Source organism: Psychroserpens sp. Hel_I_66 (assembly GCF_000799465.1).
Classification (GTDB): Bacteria; Bacteroidota; Bacteroidia; order Flavobacteriales; family Flavobacteriaceae; genus Psychroserpens.
In genome coordinates this window covers 1211758-1234990 of sequence record NZ_JUGU01000001.1, presented here as the reverse complement: position 1 = coordinate 1234990, position 23233 = coordinate 1211758, and the positions used below count along the sequence as shown (strand labels likewise).

The following is a 23233-nucleotide window of genomic DNA, read 5'->3' as shown; positions in this document are numbered from 1 at the left end:
TTTTTAAAGAAAAGATATATATTTGCACCTCGAAATTTTAGGAGATATTCATTTCTTTTAAAATTAGAGATAACCAATTTCGGGGTGTAGCGTAGCCCGGTTATCGCGCCGCGTTTGGGACGCGGAGGTCGCAGGTTCGAATCCTGCCACCCCGACTTTTATTGAGGGCTCTTAGCTCAGCTGGATAGAGCACCTCCCTTCTAAGGAGGCGGTCGAAGGTTCGAATCCTTCAGGGCTCACGAAAAGTCTCACCTTAATTGGTGAGACTTTTTTGTTTTACTTTTTTAAAGATGAACTAATTTTAAATTATCTTAATAAAAAACGTTGCTTTTTAACCGATTTAAATAGGTGTTATTGTATTTCATCGAATATTTTATATATTTTATCGATAAAGTAGTTTGATATAAACATTTTTAGAATTACATTTGTCCCCATAATTTTCATTAAACCCCAAAACGATGAAAAACCTACTTAACAATACAATTGCATGCGCGATTGTTATGACTACTTGTTTTAATTGTTCTTACGAAACAATTGAAAACGAGCCATTAGAAGAATCTCTTTTAATAATTGCTGAAGCACAAGCTGAATGTGTTGAGCAAGATCCACAAGCAAGAATCACAAATAACGGAACAATTACTATTTCTTTACAAATTGCATCAATTGATGGTACGATTTTGCACAATATTGGTAATATTGCTCCTGGTGATGCTTCAGGGTTTTTAACATTTGCTCCAGATGACATTATTTTTAATGTATCTAAAAACACAACTGGAGTTAGTGATGAAAAGGTTTCTTACACTATGGGCCAATGTATGAGTTTTGATATGGAACTTGGAGCTGATAATGCTTTGGTCCCTAGTTCACCAGAGGATTTATAGTTTAGGCAGTTTAGGATAATTTAGTACAGATAATTACTATTTTATTATTAAGATAGTTGGTTGTAAAAAAAATGTAGGTCTCTCCTCCATCTTTGATACTGTATTTTTTGCGTAATTGTTGAACTGTTTCTGAGAAATTTCTAGTTGTGATATTGGCTTTGCTATTAGCTAAAGGCTTGATGTTTTTTTTATTATAGTCAAGTACTTTATCAATTTTAAAACATCTTCCAGGAAACTCTATTATTTCTTTACTTGTGTAAAGATGGGAGTTTTGGTGGAGTTTGTTTAAGTTGTAAACATTTGATACGCTTTTGAATCCGCCAGATTTTAAAATGGCTGAGTTAGGCTCGTATAAATAATTTGAAGGTAAAGCGTAATTTATGGGTGCTGAGATTTCCGAAGATAACTTATATGAGAATAGTTCTTTTTTGCCATCGACTAAATTTGCTGTATTTATAGTGATATCATTTTTGAAGTCTTTTTCTAAAATCCAAATGAGCTCTTTAACTTCATTTTTTATGGCTATAACATGAATGTGCTTAACATGCTTTAATTCCTTTATACCTATTGACAAATCTAGTAAGGGCGATGTTTTTATTGCAATATTTTTTGCGTAATTAAAAAGTGTCTTTAGATTATTAGGAACATCTGGTAGGCAGTCTTTTAAAAAGAAAACCTTGCCTTTACTTTCGTGTCTTCTTGAAGGGTCTACATAAATCCAATCGTAGCTTTTATTATTTGTGATTAAATAATCCAATCCGTTTTTAGGTATCGTAGTTATTTTGTAGCTACCTAATTGTTGGTAATTGTGTTGTACTATTTGAGATAGATTCTCGTCTATTTCACAGTGTACTACATTTTCAAAATATTTAGAAAAATAGTAAGAGTCAACTCCAAAACCACCTGTTAGATCTATTATTGACTTTCCCGAAATTAGTTGCGATTTGTAATTTGCGGTAATTTCAGAAGAGGTTTGTTCAATATTAAGCTTGTTTGGGTAGTAGATTTTTTCCGAAGAAAACCAAGTTGGCAACTTTTTTTTACATTTTAATTTAGCTTCAATTTGCTCAACGATTTCCGTAGTTGTGACATTTGAGAAAGAAGTTCCTTTTAGGAGTATCTTAGACATGTCTTTATTGAGATTTTGATCTATAAATGCTTGGATTTCGGTATTTAAAATTTCAGAATTCAAACTAATATTATAAACCTTGGGTTAATTTTTTCACCATTTTATTCTCAGATAAAAATTCTTTTAAAATCACCTTTATGGCAGTGTAAACGGGTACTGCAACAATCATCCCTACAACTCCAAATAGTAATCCTGCAATAATGATTATTAAGAATATCTCTAATGGGTGAGACTTCACACTTTTTGAAAAAATAAATGGCTGGCTAAAGAAATTATCAATAAGCTGGGCAAAAGTAATCACCAAAAGCGTATAAAACAATTTTGGTAATATGACATCCATAAAACTTTCACCAAGATTATTGGTCATCACTAAAAACATCATGAGCGCACCACCAATTAATGGGCCTAAATATGGAATTATATTTATTAGTGCGCATAAAAATGCTATGACTATTGCGTTTTTGATACCTATGATCAATAATCCTATCGTATAAATAATGAACAGGATAAATAACTGCAAAAAGAGTCCTACGAAATATCGAGATAGTAAATCTGATATTTTACTTATAGACCGTTTTGTGTTTGATTCTTTATTTTCGGGAATAAATGTCATAATACCTTGTTTGAACAAATTACTGTCTTTTAAAAAAAAGAAAGCAATAAAAAGCACAGACATTAAACCTATACTAAAACTTCCAATTCCAGAAATAAAGCTATTTAAAAAATTGGGAATGATGCTATAATCTAGATTTGACAAAATCTTAGAGTCGTTAATGGCCTGTTCAGCATCAACAACGCTTACATCCAAATAAGTAATGGCTTCTTTATAAATAGATTCTATGTTGGTTTTTAGCTGATCAATATCTAAAAGGGCTAGATTTTGTCCTTGCTCAATAATTAGTGGTATGAGTAAACTAATAATCCCAAAAAATACTCCAACTATAATAAGCATCGTTGCAATTACAGCTAACGTATTATTAAACTTTAAACGCCTTCTCAAAAAAATAACAATGGGTCTACCAATAAGTGAAATCACACCAGCAATAACGATATAAAATATAACGGACTGAATTTTATATAAAAAAAATAAAACCAAAACTACAGCGACAATGATGCCTACAGCTCGTAAAATTCCGTTTGCTATAATTTTAGATTTCATACAGTAAATATATAAAGACTTTAGCGAAGTTGTTTTGTGATTTCATAAAGAGTTATACTCGTTGCCTGTACAACGTTCATGCTACTGTTTTGCCCAAACATATCAATATTAATAACTGCATCACTTAGATTTAGTATGGCTTCGTCAATTCCAAAGTTCTCATCACCAATAATCAGTGCAATAGGTTTTTGCTTCGGAAATTTAAAGTCTACCAATCTCTCGCTATTGTTAGTGATTTCAAGCGAAATTATAAAAAAGCCTTTATCTTTTAATTCTGAAATAACGTCGAGTGAATCTTTTTGAATTTGGTGGTTTACAAATTTTTCAGTCGCTCGAGAAGTCTTGGCCATTTTTCTGCCCAAATTTATATTCTCACCACAAAATATGATGCTCTCCACTCCAAAAGCGTCTGCTGTTCTAAACAAACTACCAATATTTGGTGCGTTTGTTACATTCTCACAAATTAACGTAATCGGGAAAGTGCGTTTTTTAAAGTTTGTGGAGTAGTGGTCTAGTTGCAAAAGAAATACGTAGTTTATATTTAATAATTACAGTTAAAATCTTTACAATAATAATCGATGTGAACTGGAATTCTATTTAGACAATTGAAATCCTGATGAATATTTGCAACACCAATATCATAAGTGTGCCCATTTATTTCAGGCAGAGGAATAAATAAAAAAACAGCAACCATAATTACGGTTAACAGTTTGAAAATAGTGGTTTTTTTATTAATCATATTTTAATTCTCAAACGCATATTTTACAATATTCGCACCCATTCTCAGGGCTTTTTCTCTAACATCTGCAGGATCATTGTGTACTTCTGGATCTTCCCAACCATCTCCAAGGTCGCTTTCAAATGTAAACAGCAATACAAGTCTGTCTTGATAAAAAACACCTAAAGCTTGCGGTCGTTTACCGTCATGCTCATGAATTTTAGGTAAACCCTCTGGGAACTTATATGCAATATTAAAAATTTCATGGTTTTTTGGGAGCTCTAACAATTCAAGGTCAGGAAACACTTTTTGCAATTCTTTTTTAATATATGGCTCCATCCCATAATTATCATCAATGTGTAAAAACCCACCCGAGATTAAATATTTTCTTAAATTCTCTGCATCTTCATCTGTAAAAAAAACATTCCCATGACCGGTCATGTGCAATAAAGGGAATTGAAAAATATCAATACTGCCAACCTCGACCACCTGAGGTTTTGTATTCATTTTAGTTTTGATATTTGCATTGCAATAATTAATAAGATTAGGAAGTGCGGTAGGATTACTGTACCAATCGCCACCACCTTTATATTTCACCATTGCCAGATCCTGTGCATCACTTGTGAATCCTGTTAAACTTATCACAAGTGCAGTGAATACTGTAAGATTTCTTAAAAATTTCGAACTAAAAATCATATTTCAAAAATAGAAATTAAATAAGATGAAACATATCCTTTTAACGTTATTTGTGATGTCAATATTCTTTTCTTCGGAAAATAACCCTGAAAATAATTCAATCAATCCACCAATAACTGTATTAGAGCTCTTTACCTCACAAGGCTGTTCAAGCTGTCCGCCAGCAGACGAATTGCTGTCTAAAGTCCAAAAAAGGGAACATGTTATTGCACTTTCTTACCATGTTGATTATTGGAATTATATTGGATGGAAAGATCCCTTTAGCCAAGAAGCGTTTAGTAATAAACAGCGAAAATATTCACAAAAATTTAATAGTAGCTCCATTTACACACCACAGGTTGTGGTTAATGGGAGAGAGCACTTTGTGGGTTCAGATGCAAGTAAAATGAATTCTAAACTTGATTTCTACGGAAATATCCTAGCGGAGAATATCGTGAAAATTTCCGAAGTAAATAAAAAGGAAGATGTGATTTCATTTCAATATGATGTGGAAGGTGATTTAAAAGGGAAATCTATTAGAATAGTTTTGGTTATAAAGGAGCGAACTACAAAAATCGGGCGTGGCGAAAATAGAAACCGAACATTGAAAAATGCCAATATTGTTGTTTCAGAAAAAGTGATGTCTTTAAATGCTTCTAGAGAAAATCATTCGATTGCTATACCTAATCTAGTGAATGAGCAAGATGATTTAAAATTAATTGCCATTGTTGAAAATGAGAATTTGGATATTGTTGGAGCAAAAGAAATAGACCTATAGCTCGTTTGCGAAAGCTATTGAATGACAGGCTACGATTGCTGCAGTTTCGGTACGTAATCTAGTGTTTCCCAGTGTGACCGGTTTGTAATTTTGTTTTATGGCAAGTTCAATTTCCGAAGTGGAAAAATCACCCTCTGGACCAATGAGAATCAAAACATCCTCATTTAATTTTAGGGATTGTTTTAAGGATTGTTTTTGTGTTTCTTCACAATGTGCAATAAAAATTTGAGATTCAAATTTTTGTTCTATAAAGTCTTTAAAGGTTATGGCTTCATTAAGTTTTGGCATATAGCAGTTCAATGATTGTTTCATTGCCGATTGTAGAATTTTTTCAAAACGCTCTGGCTTGATAACTTTACGCTCGCTGTTTTCACAAATTATAGGTGTGATTTGGTCGATGCCAATTTCGGTAGCTTTTTCTAAAAACCATTCGTAGCGATCGTTCATTTTTGTAGGTGCAACAGCGAGATGCACTTGATAACTACGTTTTGGCTGTTCTTCTAAAGATAGAATTTTGGCAACACAGTTTTTGAGGTCTGCGAGGATAATTTCCGCAGAAAATAAAAATCCCTTACCATTTGTAATATGCAAGATGTCTCCTAAAGATTTACGCAGCACTTTAACGATATGTCTGCTTTCGTCTTTTGAAAAGCGAATTTCGGTATCGTTTTGAGTTAAATCCTTATTATAGAACAGTTGCATTATTTTCTTGGCATTGTCACTTTTAAAACTTTGGACTCTTTAATGAGTTTTCTGTTTTGTGTCATTAATACTACATAATATGACTGTGTCTCTGGGATATCAATTGTAAAAATATCTCCCACACTGTAATTTCCTTCAATAATAGGTATTTCAAAATCTGGATGTAAATCACCGTTTGTGAACCAACCTAAGTCACCACCTTGTTTTGCAGAACTATCCATAGAATATTGTTTGGCAAGGTTTGAGAACTCGTAACCTTCTTTATATTTTGAGATGACTTGATTTCTAATAATATTGATGTCTTTTAAAGAGTGTTTAGTACCGTCTAAATACACGCAACTTACTTTGTAATATGGAATTTCATTTTTTTCAATAATCTTAAAATAGGTTCGTTGGGGATTGTCCTTATCGTATTTTTTAGCGCCAACACTCATTTTTAAAATGTCTGTAGCCATGCGGGTTTTATGTTTTTCTTCGTTAAATACAATTACTTTTCCTTTAACTTTTTTATTCTTCTGAAAAAATAAATTAACGTCGTCAAGGGTTTGTAGTGAGTCTAAAGATTGTTCAAATTCATCTTGTGCGAAAACAATTGAACAACAAAAAAGAGTGATAGATAGGAGTACAGATTTAAGCATAGTTAGGTTTTTATATGATTTATTTCAAAAGTAATAGCTTGAGACTATTATAGAACAATTGAGGAATGAAGTTTTTAAGAAATGATTGTTTATAACTCTAAAAACCCCTTATTTAATAGCGATCATGCTAATTTCTACATTTACGAATTTTGGTAAATTAGCAACTTCTACTGTTTCGCGAGCAGGAGCAGTTTCTGCATTAAAATACTTACCATAAACCTCGTTGATGCTTCCAAAGTTATTCATGTCGCTTATGAAAATTGAGGATTTGATAACATTTTCAAAGGTCATATCTGCAGCTTTTAAAACAGCTTCTAGATTTTTCATGACCTGTTCCGTTTCCGAAGTAATAGAGTCCATTACCAATTCACCCGTTTTGACATTAATTGCAATTTGTCCAGAAGTGTACAATGTGTTACCTGTTAAAATGGCTTGGTTGTAAGGCCCAATTGGAGCTGGAGCATTGGGAGTGTTTATAATTTTTTTCATTTTTAAGATTTTAAAGTTGTTGGTCTCGTTGTTTACGTTTGTCGTATTTAAGATCTTTAAGTAGGCTGGATTTGATACCTATAAAGAAATTCCATGAGTTATATCTACCAAAAGGGACCCAAGTAAAATTCATACGCCAACTCAATAGGTCTCTTTCAAAACGTAATTGGGTTTGTGTGAAACCTTTATTTACAAAATCATAACCAGATGATCCACCAACAGACCATCGTGGAGAGAGTTCTATATCTCCAGAAAACATTAGCGAGTTACTGGAAATCATACTTTGCCTAGCAGAGTTTGAATAGTTTACAGCATATGCCAACCGAAGACTCCAAGGGATTTTATAATTATAAAGTTCACTAGGTTCTTCCTTTTCCTGCTTAGGGTTTTCTTCATCTGACAAACGTTGATCTGAAAAATCCTGAGGTTTCCCAAAGAGATCATCTGCTCGTCCACCACTTCTTAAATTTTGCTGTATGGCTGCATCATCTTCTTGTCCTGTGCCTTCAAAATCATTACTGGATATGGAGTAGCTCAAGTTAAGGTTTGCAGATGTCATTCTAAATAAACTCCCACCATTATCAATGTTGAATTTATCAATTTTACGGTTATTATTATCAAGAGCATAAGGATCTAGAACCATCCCGAAATTAACATTCATTTTGTCCTTTAAAAGTGTTGTACCTCCAGAAACCCTTAATGGGCTCCATTGTAAAGAATCGCCAGCAAAATTGTAAGATGTTTGGAAGTTAAGATTATTAAGCAATTTAATTTTCTTTGGTTCTGTTGCTGTACTGTCCTTGTCTCGAACCTTCGCCTCAAAATTATTGCCCAAGGAGATGCCCATGGAGCTAGAAAAATTCTTATTTGGAGTGCCAAAAATAGAGCCCTCAAATCTTGTGTATTCCTGTCTTTCTATCTCATCTACAGTTACTCCATCTGCATTTACTATTTCAAAGGTGTCATAATATTGATCAAACGCAGGATTGATATTGTAACTAATAGATGGACGCATAACATGTCTAATCTGTTGTATTTTAGGGTCTTTTCCTTCTTTTCTGAAATCAAACATACCATAAATTGTTGTCCCGATACTGGTACTAAAGTTATAGGTTAAGAAACGATCGAATTGATTTAAGTCTTCAGTTACAATCTCTTCGTTTTCTTGATCGTAAAATCTATTTATCGTATTTAAAGTCCACGTTTCTTCAAGATTCGCACTCGCGCTCATACTAAAATAATCAAACACTTTAAAGTTAGTAGAGATTGGGATAGAATGTACAGCGCCAACACGCGCATCATCAAACATTTCAGCCTTAAAAAATAATGAATCTGTTGTTCTAATTCTATTTTCTCCTCTTACGTTGTATTGTAAATTTACATTTTGGATAATTCCTTTTTTAGTTCCGCTCTTTGGTGCGAAAGGGAACACTCTGCCAACACTAGCCTGAACAGTTGGCAAGGTCATATTGATCTCTTGGGTATTCGTATTTTGCGAGTGAGTTGCAGTTACACTCATGTTAACTTGTGGCTCACCTTGAAATGTTTTGGAATAGGATATGGAAGATGCCAACGTGTTATTTTGGGTATTTGATAAATTGAGCTGATTGATAGATTGTCTATAATATTGGCTACTACCCAAGTTTACCGAAGCTGAAAATCTCGAACTAGGATTCGCTTTTCCATCTTGGCTGTGAGACCATCTTATGTTATAAATAGTAGATTTTGCAAAATCAGGAAATCCTGCTTCACTGTTAATTAAGTTTTCATATCTAAAACTTAAATTCCCCCTAAATCTATAGCGCAGCGCATAATTAGTTTCAAAGCGCAATCCATAACTACCGTTCGTGTAATAATCTCCTAAAACAGCTAGATCCACATAATCGCTAATGGCAAAATAATAACCTCCATTTTGCAAGAAGTAGCCTCTGTCGTTAGCTAATTCCTGTCCTGGAGTTGGCATGATCACACCAGAAGTTTGTTTTTTAGACATAGGGAAATACGCAAACGGTAACCCGATAGGAGTAGGTACATCATAAATAAATAAGTTTGTTAGACCAGTAACTACTTTTACTCCAGGTACAACTTTTGCAGATCGCATTAAAAAATAATATTCTGGGTCGTCCAGATTTTCAGATGTCGTATATCTTCCGTTCTGGATGAAAAGCGTAGAGTCATTTTCTCGTTTTGTTTTTTCTGCGATGATCGTTCCGCCACTTTGCTCTGTTTTGGAATTAAAAATGACCGCTTTTTTGGTAACCGTATTAAATATAACAGAGTCTGGTTCAACAACGCTCTGTCCCTGAGTAAATATTGGTGCTTGAGAATAATTTCCCAAACTATCCTTTACGCGTCCAGCATAAACCAAATCCTTACCATGATTAATGACTATAATACCAGCTTTGATATTCATATCCTGGTAGTTTACCTCTGCCTCGTTGTATAATGTTGTCGTATTTTTACGTTGGTCTAATCGCACATAATCTGTAGCTTTATAATCAACGATACCAGTTAAGAATTCTTTTTTCTTCGGAATAGAATCTGTCTTCGTGCTATCAGATTCTTTAATGTTTTTTGGAGTTTCAAGAATTTTTTCTACGTTTATAATTGTAGTATCGTTCTCAATTTTCGGTTTTATGGGTTCTTTAGGATTTGGCAACTCTTGCGCAAAGCAAACCATGTTAATAAACATGGTAAAACTTAGGGTAAAAAGTATGTGAAAGCTTTTTGTACGCAATGCTTTTAAATGTATTTTTGCTAAAGTATGGCTCGGTTTTTGAATTGCCAAAATTACATATATTTTTTATGATTAATTTATAATTCAATCAATTTATAAAAAGTGTTAAGCATTAGAGAATCTATAAGTACACACTTAAAATAACCTAGTTGATTAAACGTTAAACACGTATGAAAACGGTATCACTTTATATAATCGTATTGGTAAGCTTTTTATTTACCAGTATTTTAACATCTGCTCACGCATTTCAAAAAAACAAAGATAAATTCGTTGTGGTCTTGGACGCAGGTCATGGAGGTCATGATTCTGGTAATTTGGGAAATGGGCATAAAGAAAAAGACATTGCTCTTAACATCGTACTAGAGGTTGGTAAAGAGTTAGGGAAAAACAAGGACATTAAAGTCATTTATACAAGAGAAAAGGATGTGTTTGTAACCTTACGTGGGAGAGCAAAAATAGCAAACGATGCCGATGCAGATTTATTTGTATCTGTGCATTGTAACGCTCATCACTCCCAAGCATCTGGTACAGAAACATTTGTATTAGGTGTTGCGAATACAAAAAGGAATATGGAAATCGCTAAAAAAGAGAACGAAGTAATTTTTCTTGAGGCAGATTATGAGAAACACTACGAAGGTTTTGATCCAAACTCACCAGAATCTCTTATCACGCTGAGTTTCCTGCAAGAAGAGTACACAGAGAACAGTATCAAGTTGGCAAGAATGGTAGAAGATAATTTTGAAAAAGAACTCAACCGCAAAAGTAGAGGTTTAAAACAAGCAAGTTTGTGGGTGTTGCATAATACGTATATGCCAAGTGTGCTTATAGAAGTTGGATTCTTAACAAATAATTCAGAAGGTAAATTCTTAAACACTAAAGCAGGTCAATCTAAAATGGCTTCTGGTATAAAAAAAGCAATTTTAGGCTATAAGGGATTTGTTGAGCAAAATGTTGGCGATAATATATATCAAATAAAAGTGGACGACAAAGACATTGTATTAGCAGATGAACCACAAATTATCGAGAATGTAGTATTCAAGGTTCAAATTGCTGCCAGCTCAAAAGAAATAGCGCCAAAATCCTATAATTTCAAAGGTCTTTCAGATGTTTCTAGAGATAAAGTTGGTGAGATCTACAAGTATTTTTATGGCTACACTTCAGACTATACTAAAATAAAACAATTTCAAGCAGAAGCTCTGTCTAAAGGATATAAAGACTGTTTTGTTGTCGCTTACAAGGACGGAAAAAAAATAGATGTTTCCGAAGCATTAAAATCATCATCTAATTAGAAGCATTCTTTACATTATTATTCTTAATTTTGTTATAACCCAAAATTGTAAAATTTGAAAATTTCAAGAGAAGTAAAAACAGCCATACTCGTACTTTCGGGTATTTTACTAATGGTTTTTTTGATTAATTACCTGAATGGTAAAAATCTATTTGAGACTGACGATACATATTATACAGAATTTGATTACAACGCACTTAGCAAGTCGTCTCCAGTTACCGTAAAAGGTAATAGCGTTGGTAAAATTCAAGAAATCATTTATAATTTTGATACAGGCAAAACCCGTGTATCCTTTACTGTAGATGACCAGCTTTCTTTTTCTAAGGAAACAAAAGTGAAGCTTTACAAAACCGGGTTGATGGGAGGAAATGCACTGGAGATCATGGTAAGTGAACAAGGAGCACCAGCAAAACCAGGTGATTTTTTAGCTTCGGAAGTTGAAGAAGACCTCGTATCTAACCTCACTGAAACATTTTCAGATGTTAGCAATAATTTAGACACGACACTTTCCTCTGCAGACTCATTGCTGTTAAACCTCAATAGACTCGTCATAGATGATACTGAAGCTGGTTTGAAAAACGCTATCAAAGAGCTAAACGAAACTATGAAATCGTTTAAAGCGGTATCTTATTCCGTAAATAATTTAATAAAGAAAAATGACGAGAAGCTAAGTTCTGTACTTACAAACTTTGATTCTATAACTCAAGGATTAGCTGTGATAACAAATGACCTTAAAGATGTTCAGTTATCAAAAACAGTCGAAAAATTGGACAATACAATTAATACCGTTAACAACTTGATGGTGAGTATTGAAAACGGTGAAGGCTCTGTTGGCAAGCTATTAAAAGACGAAGGATTGTATCAAAATCTAGAAGGTGCAGCATTGCAAATGGAACAACTTTTAGAGGATATGAAATTGAATCCTAAACGATATGTACATTTTTCTATCTTCGGAAAAAAACCCAAACGTTACGACGCAGACGGAAACGAAATAGAAGATAAAGACTAATAAACCAACCCAATATGAGCTTTTTACCACAAATCATATTCGCCATAGCACTAGTTATTGGCATTGGATATTTTGCAAATAATGTTAGAAAACTTTGGCGTAATATTAAATTAGGTCGAGATGTAGATGTGAGTGATGATAAGCCTCAACGCTGGAGAAACATGGCGAGAATAGCTTTGGGTCAAAGCAAAATGGTAAAAAGACCAATTGCTGGTTTTCTTCACATTATAGTATATGTTGGTTTTGTGGTTATTAATATAGAAGTCCTTGAGATTATTATTGATGGACTTACGGGAGAACACCGTATTTTTTCTGGAGCAGGACAAATTTATGATATTTTAATAGGTTCTTTTGAGCTGTTGGCATTTGGCGTTTTAGTATCTGTAATTATCTTTTTGATTAGACGAAATATTATAAAGCTCAAGCGTTTTATGGCTAGGGAAATGACAGGTTGGCCAAAAAATGATGCCAACATCATTTTATACTTTGAGGTCGTATTAATGTGCTTGTTCTTAATTATGAATGGTGCTGATCTTCAACTTCAACTCAATGGAGCTGAAGGCTATCATACAGCAGGTTCGTTCCCAATCAGTCAATGGTTGTTACCTCTTTTCGACGGACTTTCAAATGCTACATTAATCATAATAGAAAGAACAGCCTGGTGGTTACACATACTTGGTATTATAATATTTTTGAACTATTTATATTTCTCGAAACATTTACACATCCTTTTAGCGTTTCCAAATACTTACTACGGAAAATTAAATCTTAAAGGACAGTTCGATAATTTAGAAGCAGTCACCAACGAGGTAAAAATGATGATGGATCCAAACGTAGATCCATTTGCTGCAGCTCCAGAAGGTGAAGATGATGCAGTTCCAGCAAAATTTGGAGCAAGTGACGTGCAGGATTTAAGTTGGGTTAATTTGTTAAATGCATATACGTGTACAGAGTGTGGACGTTGCACTAGCGAATGTCCAGCAAATATGACAGGAAAAAAATTATCACCTCGAAAAATCATGATGGACACACGTGATCGTCTTGAGGAGGTAGGAAAAAACATCGATGCCAATAAAGGAGAATTTAAAGATGACGGTAAACAGCTATTGGGAGATTATATTTTAAAAGAAGAACTTTGGGCATGTACAAGTTGTAATGCCTGCGTAGAAGCCTGTCCTGTGAGTATTGATCCGTTGAATATCATCATGCAGATGCGTCAATATTTAGTGATGGAGCAGAGTGCAGCACCAATGGAACTCAACAACATGATGGGTAACATTGAAAATAATGGAGCACCTTGGCCATATAATCAAATGGATCGCTTAAACTGGAAAAACGAATAATTTGGATTTTTTTCTTCGGAAATATAAACCCATTATTCTAATGAGCTTTTTACTTAATAGCATGCTTCTAAGCGCGCAGTCTTATAGAAAAGATTCTTTACAAATAAAATCTTATACACGTATTGAGTTTCGTAATAATGAAATCAAGGATATTAAATTGATTAATGTATTATGTGACTATTGTACAGACCTCCAAAAAGAAGTCATCGGTGAAGAAGCCATGAGAAGAGCTAAAACAGAAAGCTACGATCCAAAAAACAGAGTTAAAGAAGGCGATAAAAAGCTCGCTATTTATATAAGAATTGCTAAAAAGGATTTTGCAGCAATAAAAGAAGAAGAATAAATTTAACCAATTAAAAATCTATATTGTTTAGATAAAAATATTGGTCAAATAACACATAAAAATTATGAGCGAATTACTCAAAGTGCCAACAATGGCAGAATTTATGGCAGCTGGTAAACAACCCGAAGTATTATTTTGGGTAGGATGCGCAGGAAGCTTTGATGACAGAGCAAAAAAAATCACTAAGGCTTTTGTGAAAATATTAAACAAGGCTAATGTAGAATTTGCAGTTTTGGGAACCGAAGAAAGCTGTACAGGAGATCCTGCAAAAAGAGCAGGTAATGAATTTTTGTTTCAAATGCAGGCTGTCACTAATATAGAGGTCATGAACGCTTATGAGATAAAAAAAATTGTGACTGCTTGTCCGCACTGTTTCAATACTATAAAAAACGAATATCCAGGACTAGGCGGTAGTTACGAAGTTATGCACCACACACAATTTTTAAAATCGTTGCTAACTGAAGGTCGATTAACCATAGAAGGTGGTCAATATAAAGGAAAGCGAATCACATTTCATGACCCTTGTTATTTAGGTCGTGCAAATAATGTTTATGAGGCACCAAGAGATTTAATAAGAAAATTGGATGCAGAATTGGTTGAAATGAAAAGTTGCAAATCTCGCGGATTATGTTGTGGAGCAGGAGGAGCGCAAATGTTTAAGGATGCTGAGCCAGGTGATAAAGAAGTTAATATTGAGCGTACAGAGCAAGCTCTGGAAGTGAAACCTCAAATCATAGCAGCAGGTTGTCCGTTTTGTAACACGATGATGACAGATGGCGTAAAAAACAAAGAAAAAGAAGCGGAAATTGAGGTTATGGATATTGCAGAATTGATTGCTAATGCCCAAGATCTATAATATGCCAGAAATAAGTAAAAAGAGAGTTATAACCGCAGGATTGATTGGAGGTATTATATTTTCAATTGTGGTCACCTTATTTGATCATTTCTTCGGAAAAGAATTCTCTTGGACCAGACCAGTATTTTACTTCATTTTCGGTTTTGTAATGTACAGTTTTCTTACCTACCGAAATTTCAAAAAACATAATAAGAGGCATGAATAAATACATCCTAACGCTAGTTTCGTTTTTCTTGGTTGCCATAAATTACGGTCAAGATTTATCTAAAGATGAAGTATTACAACTTATTACCGATGACACCTGTACGTGCATAAAAGAGGATAAAACACTTTTAAGCCCAGAAAAATCATTAGATCATAAAAAAATGGGATTAGGCTTATGCTTGATCAAAAGTTATAATAACCATAAAAGTAAATCAAAAGCTTTTGCAGATAAAGGATTTGGAGATTTCGAAGCTATAGGTGAAGAAGTAGGGCTATTAATGATTTCAACATGCTATAGTGATTTTATGTCGCTATTTTCCGAAGGACAACTTGAAGAATTTATTATGGAAGATGATGACGAATATGATTATGGCAATATTCCACCACCACCACCCCCAGCACCAAAAAATGAGAATGATTTAAATATTGAAGGTAAAATAGTGTCTATAAATAATGATGTTATTTCTTATGTAGAAGTTGTTGATGCCTTTGATAAAAAACATACTTTGATTGTATCAACACAATTTGAAGGTGCCCAATTATTGAAAAAATCCAATTTAAAGAAAGATTTTAGGATTTATTTTAGAGAAGGAGACTATTATGACCTCAGTGAGAGTCGTTATGTCAAAAAGAAAGTGATTATCTACTTAGAAATTATAGAAGATTAAATTTTAATAAAAAAACTTACAGCACAGATCTTATGTTTGAAAACCAACAAATAGAAGTTGATTTATTACCAAAAATAGATGCTGTACAACTAAAGCCAATTTCAGAACACTATTTAAAGATTATCATTTTAAATAAACTGTTACTCTATACATTTCTTATAGGTGTTGTGGTAGCAGGTAAATTTATGGTTCAAAAAGAGTCCTATCAAGCTATTTTTCCGTTTGCACTTGGCTTTGTTTTATTTTTCTGTATCATAAATTTTGTTTTGGCCTTATTAGCTTTTAAAAAAAGAAAATATGCCATTAGAGAACAAGATGTTATTTACGCAAAGGGGCTTTTGGTAAATTCTATAACAACAGTTCCTATTTCTAGAATTCAACATATTGAAGAGTCAAGAAGTTGGCTCGCAAGAAAATTCAATCTTTCTACACTTAAGATTTTTACTGCGGGAGAATCTGGAAGTGATTTGAGTATTGATGGTTTACCTCATGAAGAAGCCAAGAAAATTAATGACTACTTAAGTGAGAAAGTAAATGAAGACAATTGATTTTTCACAACCAATCAGGCAATCTTCAAAAGGAATCATTATCATTTTCGCATTCAATGCCTACAAATTTGTAAAACGTTTTTTTGTTCTATTTATAGCTTTTGGTCTATCATTAGTTAGAAAAAAATCGTTTGCTAATTTAAGCACTGAGACCATTGTGCTTATATTCGCAGGAATTTTAATTGTACTATTTATTGTTGCGGTCTTAAAGTATTTAAATTTTAAATTTTATTTGAGTAAAGACGATTTTCATCTTTCTACAGGTATTTTTAATAAGGACAATACTGTAATTCCGAAGTCAAAAATTCAAAATGTTTACATCAAACAGAATTTTTTGCAACAAATCATAAACGTTGTATCCTTAAATATAGAAACAGCAGGAGATAGTAAGTCCGAAATTTCAATTAAGGCCTTAGATAAATCAACAGCTCTACAATTAAAAAAAGAACTGTTTACTAAGACTGCCAAACAAATTTTAAATAATGAGTTTGAGGATACTGAAGAAGAAGAAAAGAGCAATATTTTCTTTAAAGTATCTTTGAAACGACTATTATTAGAGGGTATTTCTCAAAATCATTTTAAAAGCTTTATAATTATAACCTCCTTTGTTTTTGGATTGTATTACGAGTTTAGGGATTACACTCAAAACTTAAGACTTAGAGAACGTATCGAGGAAAACATTCATTTAGATGAAAAAAGTATCCTTAATATCATAATCCTCAATCTTGCGGTTATCATTCTGGCAATTCTTATTTCAATGCTTTTTTCAGTGATTAAAACGGTGATTACCAATTTTAATTTAGAAGTTGTAGAAAACCAAAAAACGATAGAGATCAATAAAGGTTTGTTTAATAAAATGTCACTTAGTTTAACACCGAGCCGAATTCAGAATATTGTCATAAAAACCAACAGAATCAAACGTTATTTTGGACTTCATACGCTATCTGTAAAACAGGCAATGGTTAACGCTAAGCAGCGTAAAAACTTTGTGATCATTGCCTTAGAAAAAGATCAGGTTTCGCATTTGGTTGATAAACTTATACCAAATTACAGGAGTAATAGTGAATCAAAAAAACCTAGACCATACTACAAACGGTTGTTAGCACTAAAAATGTTGGTTTTAGGTGTTATTATAAATATTCCCAGTTATTTTATCTTCGGAAATTGGATATGGATCAGTAATCTCGCTTTTATTTTATTTGCGATAATTTTTGTTCAAATAACTTTCAAAAAAGCCTATTACAAAATAGATGACGAGTGTATTACGATTGGTAGCGGATTTATAGATACCATAACAAATATTCTGGAAATTCATAAAATACAAGCTGTAGAAATCAAACAGTCCATTTTTCAGAAGAAAAAACAAATAGCATCGGTTTACATTTCTACAGCATCAAAAAAAATTAAAATACCCTATATTTTAGAAACCGATGCCAAAACAATTTGCGATTACTTATTATTTAAGGTAGAATCCCAAGACAGGGATTGGATGTAAAATTGTATTTTCGCAACTAGGAAAACTTAAAATTATGTTAGTAGATTTCAATACACTTCCCGAAGAATCACGCGTTTGGATTTATCAAGCCAACAGGTCATTTTCGGAAGAAGAACTTATAGAAATAAAAGAAAAATTAAACATGTTTATAGAAACTTGGACTGCTCACGGTAGCAATTTGCAGTCTGGTTATACTATTGAATATAAGCGATTTATAGTAATAGCGTTAAATCAAAATTTAAATAATGCAACAGGCTGCAGTATTGATGCTTCTGTTCATTTTATCCAACAATTAGAAAAAGATTACAATGTAGATTTGATGGATAAAATGAATGTGTCATATAAGCAAGGTGACTATATAGCCCATAAAACGTTACTTGATTTTAAAAAAATGGCAAAGGAAAAAGCGGTTTCAAAAAACACGATTGTTTTTAATAATCTGGTAAATAACATTGCAGAGTTTAGAGAAAACTGGGAGGTTCCAGCAAGTGAAAGCTGGCACAGTAGGTTTTTAAAATAAAAATTAGAAACGCTTATAATGAATAAAAGTAAAGAGCCTGTTTTAAAAGATTTAGAGGAAAACATAATGTCTAACGAGATATTTTTAATGAATATCTCCGGACAGGATAAACCGGGATTAACCTCTAGTTTAACCAGTGTTTTGGCACAATACGATGCCAATATTTTAGATATTGGTCAGGCAAATATTCACGATACATTATCTTTAGGGATGTTATTTGAGGTGAAGTCTGGAGCAAATTCTGCCTCTGTATTAAAGGAACTGCTATTTAAATCTTACGAATTGGGAATTACTGCAAAGTTTAGCCCAATTACTTTAGAGAATTATGAGAACTGGGTAAATCAACAAGGTAAGGATAAATATATCATCACTGTTTTAGGCGAAAAATTATCTGCTGTTCAAATTTCCGAAGTGACAAAAGTAATTTCAGAAATCAATTTGAATATTGATGCTATTAAAAGATTAACTGGTCGTATTTCACTTGCAAACCACATAGATTATCCACGTTCTTCGATCCAATTATCAGTTAGAGGTAAAATTGATGATAAAGAAAAAGTCACTAAAAAATTCTTGCAGATTTCTAGAGATTTAGATGTTGATATCGCATTTCAAGAAGATAATATTTACCGACGAAACCGTCGTTTGGTTTGTTTTGATATGGATTCTACATTAATCCAGGCAGAAGTGATTGATAAATTGGCAGAGCTTGCTGGTGTTGGAGATGAAGTAAAGGCCATTACAGAGTCTGCCATGCAAGGTGAAATAGATTTTAATGAGAGTTTCAAAAAACGAATGAAACTGCTTAAAGGCTTGAGAGAAGAAGTGCTTCATGATGTTGCAATAAACTTACCAATTACCAAAGGAGCTAAACGTTTGATAGACACATTAAAGACTTATGGTTTTAAAACTGCCATCTTATCTGGTGGTTTTACATATTTTGGTCATTATCTCCAAAAGGAATTAGGGATAGATTACGTATACGCTAATCAATTAGAAATAAAAGATGGTATTTTAACTGGTGGTTATCTTGGCGATATTGTTGACGGAAATAAAAAAGCAGAATACCTCAAAGAAATAGCTAAAAAAGAAGGTATCCATATTGACCAAACCATTGCAGTTGGTGATGGTGCAAACGATTTGCCAATGCTTAATCTTGCAGGTTTAGGGATTGCTTTTCATGCAAAACCAACCGTTAAGGACAATGCGCAGAGTTCAATTTCGAGTATAGGATTGGATGGTGTTTTGTATCTTTTAGGTTATCATGATCGCCATATTGATTTGATGGAATAAATAAATGTTATGGATATTATAGAACAATTAAAATTCCACGAAAAAGACCAACTTAGCAAATGGATAGCTTCGGAAGAAAAAACTAATAGACGTTTTTCTAAGGATTTGGTGAATTTCGCGAATGAGAATCCCGATAAAATCAAACAATACTGTATCAATACTTTACCTAAAGAGTTTTCTAGTTTAAGTATTGTTTATGAAGCATTATCTGAGTTTTCTGTTGCTCATAATACATTATTATTAGAGGAAGTGAAGCGAGTGATCACTTTAGCAAAAGCAAAGAAAATCAAAGCAGAATATATTGAGGTTTTAGAGGATATTGAGACCGAGGATATCTATTCTAAAGATGAAACAATATATATTGAAATCATAGATTACATTACATCTGAGCTGCATATTGACAATGAAGAAAAACTGAATCTCCAACTTTTGAATTTAATCGATTGGTTTTTAATAGAATACGATGAAGATGATGATATTAAAGAAGTAAGTGTTTGGATCTCTCGCATGAAGCATTTGGCAGAAAACGCAAAACAACCCGAAGTTAGAGAAGAAGCTAGAGATGCATTAGAAAATTTAGATGAAAATCTATCTTATAACGAGAATCCTCTAAATCTTGAATCTTCATCAATATTAAACAAAATCTCAAGTTTTTTTAAACGATAGATTGCTATAATTTCCTTTGTTTACAAACTTCTTTATAAATCTATCTTAAAGTATTTTATTCTTCATCCCAAAAATACTAATTTGGCATAGTTTTTAGTTCTTATCATATAGAACAACTCTCAAAGACCTTTATTTTATGCGATATATATTGTCCCTTATTTTATGTTTCACTTTTATCTCTTATGGATTCTCTCAAACAGCAGATCATCCGTTAGCACATAAAAATCTTCAGGCCCAAAAAAAATGGGTAGATAGTACGTACAATGCGATGTCACTTGAGGAAAAAGTTGGGCAATTGTTTATGGTTAGAGCGTTTTCCGACGAAAAAAAATCAAATCAAAATGAAGTTGCGAAACTTATAAACGATTACCATATTGGCGGATTGATCTTTTCTACAGGAGGTCCCGTTGCCCAAGCTAAACAAAATAATTTGTATCAAGCTATTTCCAAAACGCCTTTGTTGATTGGTATGGATGCGGAATGGGGTTTAAGCATGCGTTTGGATTCTACCTACGCATTTCCTTGGAATATGACTTTAGGCGCTATAAACGACAATACTTTAGTAGAAAGAACGGGTTATTATATTGGTGAGCATTGTAAACGTATTGGAGTACATTTTAATTTTGCTCCAGTTGTAGATATCAATACCAATCCAAAAAATCCGATAATTGGAAACCGTTCTTTTGGGGAAGATCGTGATAATGTTACAGATAAGGCTTCTGCGTTTATGAAAGGGATGCAAGATGCTGGAGTATTGGCTAATGCCAAGCATTTTCCCGGTCATGGTGATACAGATAGTGACTCACATAAAACGTTGCCAACCATTAATTTTAATGAAAAACGAATAGATTCTATTGAGTTATATCCTTACAAAAAACTGATTAAAGAAGGATTGTCCAGTGTTATGGTTGCTCATTTAAATGTGCCAAGTCTGGAGCCAAGAGATGGTTTTCCGTCATCTTTGTCAAAGCATATTGTAACAGATATTTTAAAAGACACGTTAGGTTTTAAAGGTCTTATTTTTACTGATGCTTTAGAAATGAAAGGTGTTTCTAATTATAGTACTCCCGGAGATATCGATTTGGCTGCATTAAAGTCTGGAAATGATGTTTTGCTCATTTCCGAAGATGTACCAAAAGGGATTGAAAAAATCATTGAAGCTTATAACAATAAAGATATTACTGAAGATCGCTTAGCACATTCAGTAAAGAAAATATTGATGGCAAAATATAAGGTAGGTCTTAACAACTATGAACCTATCGGAACTGCTACTTTAATGGAGGATTTAAATCGTTTAAGTGATGATCTACTGTATGAGGAACTTATGGAGGCTTCAATTACGGTACTGAAAAATAAATCTAATATTTTACCACTTCGGAATTTAGAAACCAAGAAAATAGCCTATGTGGAGCTTGGTGATAGTGATGGTTCGGTTTTTTTCGATGAACTTAAAAAGTATACCAAAGTTCATATGATCAAAGCAGATCTTTTGGATGAACTTATTACAAAACTTCAAAATTATAACACTGTTATTGTTGGATTCCATAAAAAAAACGACAATCCGTGGCAAGACTATCAATTTACAGACAAGGAGCTGGTTTGGCTTTATGAGATTGCAAGAACAAACAATGTGATTTTAGATGTGTTTGCAAGACCTTATGCCATGATAGATATGTTGAGTATAGAAAACATAGAAGGTATTGTCATGAGTTATCAAAACAGTGATATTTCACAGCAAAAATCTGCACAGGTCCTATTTGGCGGTATTGCAGCAAAAGGAAATATCCCGGTATCAATTGGAGAACATTTTGAAGCAGGAGAAGGGATTAAATATACAGCAGATCAATCACTAAGTTATGGTTTGGCAGAAAGCGTTGGGATGAGCACTGCAAAATTAAATAAGCTGGACTCTATAGCTCAATACGCAGTAGATAAAAAAATGACGCCAGGTATTCAACTTTTGGTGGCTAGAAAAGGAAAGGTAGTCTATAGTAAAAACTTTGGAAAACACACGTATGAGGGATCAGATCCTGTGAAATTTGATGACATGTATGATGTCGCTTCACTCACAAAAATTTTAGCAACATTGCCTTTGTTAATGGAGCTTGAAGAAAAGAAAGCACTGTCATTAGATACCAAGTTATCTAAGATTTTACCAGAATTTGCTGGCACCAACAAAAAAAATGTTACGATAAAACAAATGTTATCTCATTATGCGAGACTTCGACCTTGGATTCCTTTTTATGTGGCAACGCTAGATAGCGCAACAAAAAAACCAGATCCAAAATATTACAGACGAAGTGAAACGCCTAACTTTAATATAAAGATTACTGATCAAATGTTTCTTCGGAATGATTATCCAGATTCCATCCAAAAAATCATAAAAGAAACCGACTTGTTATCAACCCAGCGTTATAGGTACAGCGATTTGCCATATTATATTCTGAAAAAATATATAGAAGGCTATTATAAAAAACCTTTAGATGAGTTGGTGCAAGATCACTTTTACAAATCTTTGGGAGCTAATTATACCACCTATAATCCTGCATCACAATTCTCTGATAAAAACCTTGTTCCTACGGAAATTGACGATTATTACAGATACAAGGAAGTGCATGGTTATGTGCATGACATGGGCGCTGCAATGCAAAATGGAGTAGGTGGTCATGCAGGCGTCTTTAGTAATGCAAATGACGTAGCAAAAATTATGCAAATGTACCTTCAAAAAGGCTATTATGGAGGTAAACGCTATTTAAAGCCAGAAACTGTAGATAAGTTCAACACAACTTATTATAGAAATAAAGGTGTAAGGAGAGGAATTGGTTTCGACAAACCTCAATTAGGAGTAGAGGGTCCAACCTGTGGTTGTGTGTCAATGAAGAGTTTTGGGCATTCTGGTTTTACTGGAACTTATGCCTGGGCAGATCCAGATGAGGAAATTGTGTATGTGTTCTTGGCAAATAGAACATATCCTAAAGCAGAAACAAATCTCTTGTTAAGAGAAAATATAAGAACAGACATACAGCGTTTAATCTACGAAGCGATAATTAAAGAAGACGATATTAAAGATATAGCGCAAAGCAAATAACACAAAATT

Annotated in this window: 23 protein-coding genes and 2 tRNA genes; 17 read left to right on the top strand and 8 right to left on the bottom strand. The window is 33.3% G+C overall.

Annotated elements, in window-relative coordinates; genetic code table 11:
• Positions 1-80 precede the first annotated feature (80 nt).
• From GQ40_RS05575 to GQ40_RS05565, 3 genes are all read left to right on the top strand, one after another.
• A tRNA-Pro gene (locus GQ40_RS05575) sits at positions 81-155 on the top strand.
• A gap of 10 nt (positions 156-165) precedes the next feature.
• A tRNA-Arg gene (locus GQ40_RS05570) sits at positions 166-239 on the top strand.
• 219 nt (positions 240-458) lie between these two features.
• Complete coding sequence (locus tag GQ40_RS05565) at positions 459-881, top strand: hypothetical protein (protein WP_047546497.1); 423 nt, start codon at positions 459-461, stop codon at positions 879-881.
• A gap of 10 nt (positions 882-891) precedes the next feature.
• On the opposite strand, the gene GQ40_RS05560 is transcribed toward GQ40_RS05565, so the two are convergent.
• The 4 genes from GQ40_RS05560 to GQ40_RS05540 form a co-directional block, all read right to left on the bottom strand.
• Positions 892-2073, bottom strand: coding sequence for a THUMP-like domain-containing protein (locus GQ40_RS05560; RefSeq protein WP_047546495.1), 1182 nt, complete (start codon positions 2071-2073; stop codon positions 892-894).
• 7 nt (positions 2074-2080) lie between these two features.
• Positions 2081-3169: an AI-2E family transporter gene (locus tag GQ40_RS05555; RefSeq protein WP_047546493.1), complete on the bottom strand. Its 1089-nt coding sequence runs from the start codon at positions 3167-3169 to the stop codon at positions 2081-2083.
• A gap of 20 nt (positions 3170-3189) precedes the next feature.
• The gene (locus tag GQ40_RS05550) at positions 3190-3690 is read right to left on the bottom strand and encodes a TrmH family RNA methyltransferase (protein ID WP_047546491.1); all 501 of its coding nucleotides are present in this window, start codon (positions 3688-3690) and stop codon (positions 3190-3192) included.
• 221 nt (positions 3691-3911) lie between these two features.
• Positions 3912-4583 carry a DUF4159 domain-containing protein gene (locus tag GQ40_RS05540; RefSeq protein WP_047546487.1) on the bottom strand — a complete coding sequence of 224 codons (672 nt, stop codon included), beginning with the start codon at positions 4581-4583 and terminating at the stop codon, positions 3912-3914.
• Between the two features lie 25 nt (positions 4584-4608).
• Between GQ40_RS05540 and GQ40_RS05535 the strand changes: the two genes are divergently transcribed.
• Positions 4609-5340, top strand: a complete 732-nt coding sequence (locus tag GQ40_RS05535) for a DUF1223 domain-containing protein (RefSeq protein WP_081990178.1) — start codon at positions 4609-4611, stop codon at positions 5338-5340.
• On the opposite strand, the gene GQ40_RS05530 is transcribed toward GQ40_RS05535, so the two are convergent.
• The 4 genes from GQ40_RS05530 to GQ40_RS05515 all read right to left on the bottom strand — a co-directional run bounded on the left by GQ40_RS05530 (position 5335) and on the right by GQ40_RS05515 (position 9957).
• Positions 5335-6042, bottom strand: coding sequence for a 16S rRNA (uracil(1498)-N(3))-methyltransferase (locus GQ40_RS05530; protein ID WP_047546483.1), 708 nt, complete (start codon positions 6040-6042; stop codon positions 5335-5337). The two genes, GQ40_RS05535 and GQ40_RS05530, sit on opposite strands and share 6 nt — an antisense overlap.
• Positions 6042-6680: a peptidylprolyl isomerase gene (locus GQ40_RS05525; RefSeq protein ID WP_047546481.1), complete on the bottom strand. Its 639-nt coding sequence runs from the start codon at positions 6678-6680 to the stop codon at positions 6042-6044. Before GQ40_RS05525 ends, GQ40_RS05530 begins: the two co-directional genes overlap by 1 nt.
• A 108-nt stretch (positions 6681-6788) precedes the next feature.
• On the bottom strand, positions 6789-7169 hold the full coding sequence (locus GQ40_RS05520; RefSeq protein WP_047546479.1) for a Rid family detoxifying hydrolase: 381 nt from the start codon (positions 7167-7169) through the stop codon (positions 6789-6791).
• Between the two features lie 10 nt (positions 7170-7179).
• A complete protein-coding gene (locus GQ40_RS05515) occupies positions 7180-9957 on the bottom strand; it encodes a putative LPS assembly protein LptD (RefSeq protein WP_047546477.1) in 2778 nt (925 codons plus the stop codon).
• Between the two features lie 119 nt (positions 9958-10076).
• On the opposite strand from GQ40_RS05515, the gene GQ40_RS05510 reads away from it, so the two are divergent.
• The 13 genes from GQ40_RS05510 (at position 10077) to GQ40_RS05455 (ending at position 23224) form a co-directional block, all read left to right on the top strand.
• The gene (locus GQ40_RS05510) at positions 10077-11195 is read left to right on the top strand and encodes an N-acetylmuramoyl-L-alanine amidase (RefSeq protein ID WP_047546475.1); all 1119 of its coding nucleotides are present in this window, start codon (positions 10077-10079) and stop codon (positions 11193-11195) included.
• Between the two features lie 54 nt (positions 11196-11249).
• Positions 11250-12203 (top strand): MlaD family protein, encoded by a 954-nt coding sequence (locus GQ40_RS05505; RefSeq protein WP_047546473.1) that lies wholly within the window; start codon positions 11250-11252, stop codon positions 12201-12203.
• Positions 12204-12217: 14 nt separating this feature from the next.
• The gene (locus tag GQ40_RS05500; RefSeq protein WP_047546471.1) at positions 12218-13546 is read left to right on the top strand and encodes a 4Fe-4S dicluster domain-containing protein; all 1329 of its coding nucleotides are present in this window, start codon (positions 12218-12220) and stop codon (positions 13544-13546) included.
• Positions 13547-13586: 40 nt separating this feature from the next.
• Entirely contained in the window at positions 13587-13889 is a 303-nt protein-coding gene (locus GQ40_RS05495; protein ID WP_052184159.1) for a hypothetical protein, read from the top strand.
• A 64-nt stretch (positions 13890-13953) separates the two neighbouring features.
• Positions 13954-14745, top strand: a complete 792-nt coding sequence (locus GQ40_RS05490; protein WP_047546470.1) for a (Fe-S)-binding protein — start codon at positions 13954-13956, stop codon at positions 14743-14745.
• Positions 14729-14950: a hypothetical protein gene (locus GQ40_RS17565; protein WP_156115519.1), complete on the top strand. Its 222-nt coding sequence runs from the start codon at positions 14729-14731 to the stop codon at positions 14948-14950. The genes GQ40_RS05490 and GQ40_RS17565 overlap by 17 nt, the downstream gene beginning before the upstream one ends.
• Positions 14943-15617 carry a hypothetical protein gene (locus GQ40_RS05485; RefSeq protein ID WP_047546468.1) on the top strand — a complete coding sequence of 225 codons (675 nt, stop codon included), beginning with the start codon at positions 14943-14945 and terminating at the stop codon, positions 15615-15617. Before GQ40_RS17565 ends, GQ40_RS05485 begins: the two co-directional genes overlap by 8 nt.
• 32 nt (positions 15618-15649) lie before the next feature.
• A complete protein-coding gene (locus GQ40_RS05480; RefSeq protein WP_047546467.1) occupies positions 15650-16165 on the top strand; it encodes a PH domain-containing protein in 516 nt (171 codons plus the stop codon).
• Positions 16152-17660: a PH domain-containing protein gene (locus tag GQ40_RS05475; protein WP_047546464.1), complete on the top strand. Its 1509-nt coding sequence runs from the start codon at positions 16152-16154 to the stop codon at positions 17658-17660. Before GQ40_RS05480 ends, GQ40_RS05475 begins: the two co-directional genes overlap by 14 nt.
• Before the next feature lie 34 nt (positions 17661-17694).
• Positions 17695-18180, top strand: coding sequence for a hypothetical protein (locus GQ40_RS05470; RefSeq protein ID WP_047546462.1), 486 nt, complete (start codon positions 17695-17697; stop codon positions 18178-18180).
• A gap of 66 nt (positions 18181-18246) precedes the next feature.
• On the top strand, positions 18247-19470 hold the full coding sequence (gene serB, locus GQ40_RS05465) for a phosphoserine phosphatase SerB (RefSeq protein ID WP_047551529.1): 1224 nt from the start codon (positions 18247-18249) through the stop codon (positions 19468-19470).
• Positions 19471-19479: 9 nt separating this feature from the next.
• Positions 19480-20136: a hypothetical protein gene (locus tag GQ40_RS05460; RefSeq protein WP_047546461.1), complete on the top strand. Its 657-nt coding sequence runs from the start codon at positions 19480-19482 to the stop codon at positions 20134-20136.
• A 136-nt stretch (positions 20137-20272) separates the two neighbouring features.
• Positions 20273-23224: a glycoside hydrolase family 3 N-terminal domain-containing protein gene (locus tag GQ40_RS05455; protein WP_047546459.1), complete on the top strand. Its 2952-nt coding sequence runs from the start codon at positions 20273-20275 to the stop codon at positions 23222-23224.
• The last annotated feature ends 9 nt before the right edge of the window (positions 23225-23233 follow it).

Bases quoted from the DNA above. Each gene is read 5' to 3' on its own strand.
- GQ40_RS05485 (WP_047546468.1), top strand. From the start codon at position 14,943: ATGAATAAATACATCCTAACGCTAGTTTCGTTTTTCTTGGTTGCCATA.
- GQ40_RS05565 (WP_047546497.1), top strand. From the start codon at position 459: ATGAAAAACCTACTTAACAATACAATTGCATGCGCGATTGTTATGACT.
- GQ40_RS05460 (WP_047546461.1), top strand. From the start codon at position 19,480: ATGGATATTATAGAACAATTAAAATTCCACGAAAAAGACCAACTTAGC.
- GQ40_RS05470 (WP_047546462.1), top strand. From the start codon at position 17,695: ATGTTAGTAGATTTCAATACACTTCCCGAAGAATCACGCGTTTGGATT.
- serB (WP_047551529.1), top strand. From the start codon at position 18,247: ATGTCTAACGAGATATTTTTAATGAATATCTCCGGACAGGATAAACCG.
- GQ40_RS05455 (WP_047546459.1), top strand. From the start codon at position 20,273: ATGCGATATATATTGTCCCTTATTTTATGTTTCACTTTTATCTCTTAT.
- GQ40_RS17565 (WP_156115519.1), top strand. From the start codon at position 14,729: ATGCCCAAGATCTATAATATGCCAGAAATAAGTAAAAAGAGAGTTATA.
- GQ40_RS05510 (WP_047546475.1), top strand. From the start codon at position 10,077: ATGAAAACGGTATCACTTTATATAATCGTATTGGTAAGCTTTTTATTT.
- GQ40_RS05535 (WP_081990178.1), top strand. From the start codon at position 4,609: ATGAAACATATCCTTTTAACGTTATTTGTGATGTCAATATTCTTTTCT.
- GQ40_RS05540 (WP_047546487.1), bottom strand. From the start codon at position 4,583: ATGATTTTTAGTTCGAAATTTTTAAGAAATCTTACAGTATTCACTGCA.
- GQ40_RS05530 (WP_047546483.1), bottom strand. From the start codon at position 6,042: ATGCAACTGTTCTATAATAAGGATTTAACTCAAAACGATACCGAAATT.
- GQ40_RS05490 (WP_047546470.1), top strand. From the start codon at position 13,954: ATGAGCGAATTACTCAAAGTGCCAACAATGGCAGAATTTATGGCAGCT.
- GQ40_RS05480 (WP_047546467.1), top strand. From the start codon at position 15,650: ATGTTTGAAAACCAACAAATAGAAGTTGATTTATTACCAAAAATAGAT.
- GQ40_RS05495 (WP_052184159.1), top strand. From the start codon at position 13,587: ATGAGCTTTTTACTTAATAGCATGCTTCTAAGCGCGCAGTCTTATAGA.
- GQ40_RS05555 (WP_047546493.1), bottom strand. From the start codon at position 3,169: ATGAAATCTAAAATTATAGCAAACGGAATTTTACGAGCTGTAGGCATC.
- GQ40_RS05475 (WP_047546464.1), top strand. From the start codon at position 16,152: ATGAAGACAATTGATTTTTCACAACCAATCAGGCAATCTTCAAAAGGA.
- GQ40_RS05520 (WP_047546479.1), bottom strand. From the start codon at position 7,169: ATGAAAAAAATTATAAACACTCCCAATGCTCCAGCTCCAATTGGGCCT.
- GQ40_RS05500 (WP_047546471.1), top strand. From the start codon at position 12,218: ATGAGCTTTTTACCACAAATCATATTCGCCATAGCACTAGTTATTGGC.
- GQ40_RS05525 (WP_047546481.1), bottom strand. From the start codon at position 6,680: ATGCTTAAATCTGTACTCCTATCTATCACTCTTTTTTGTTGTTCAATT.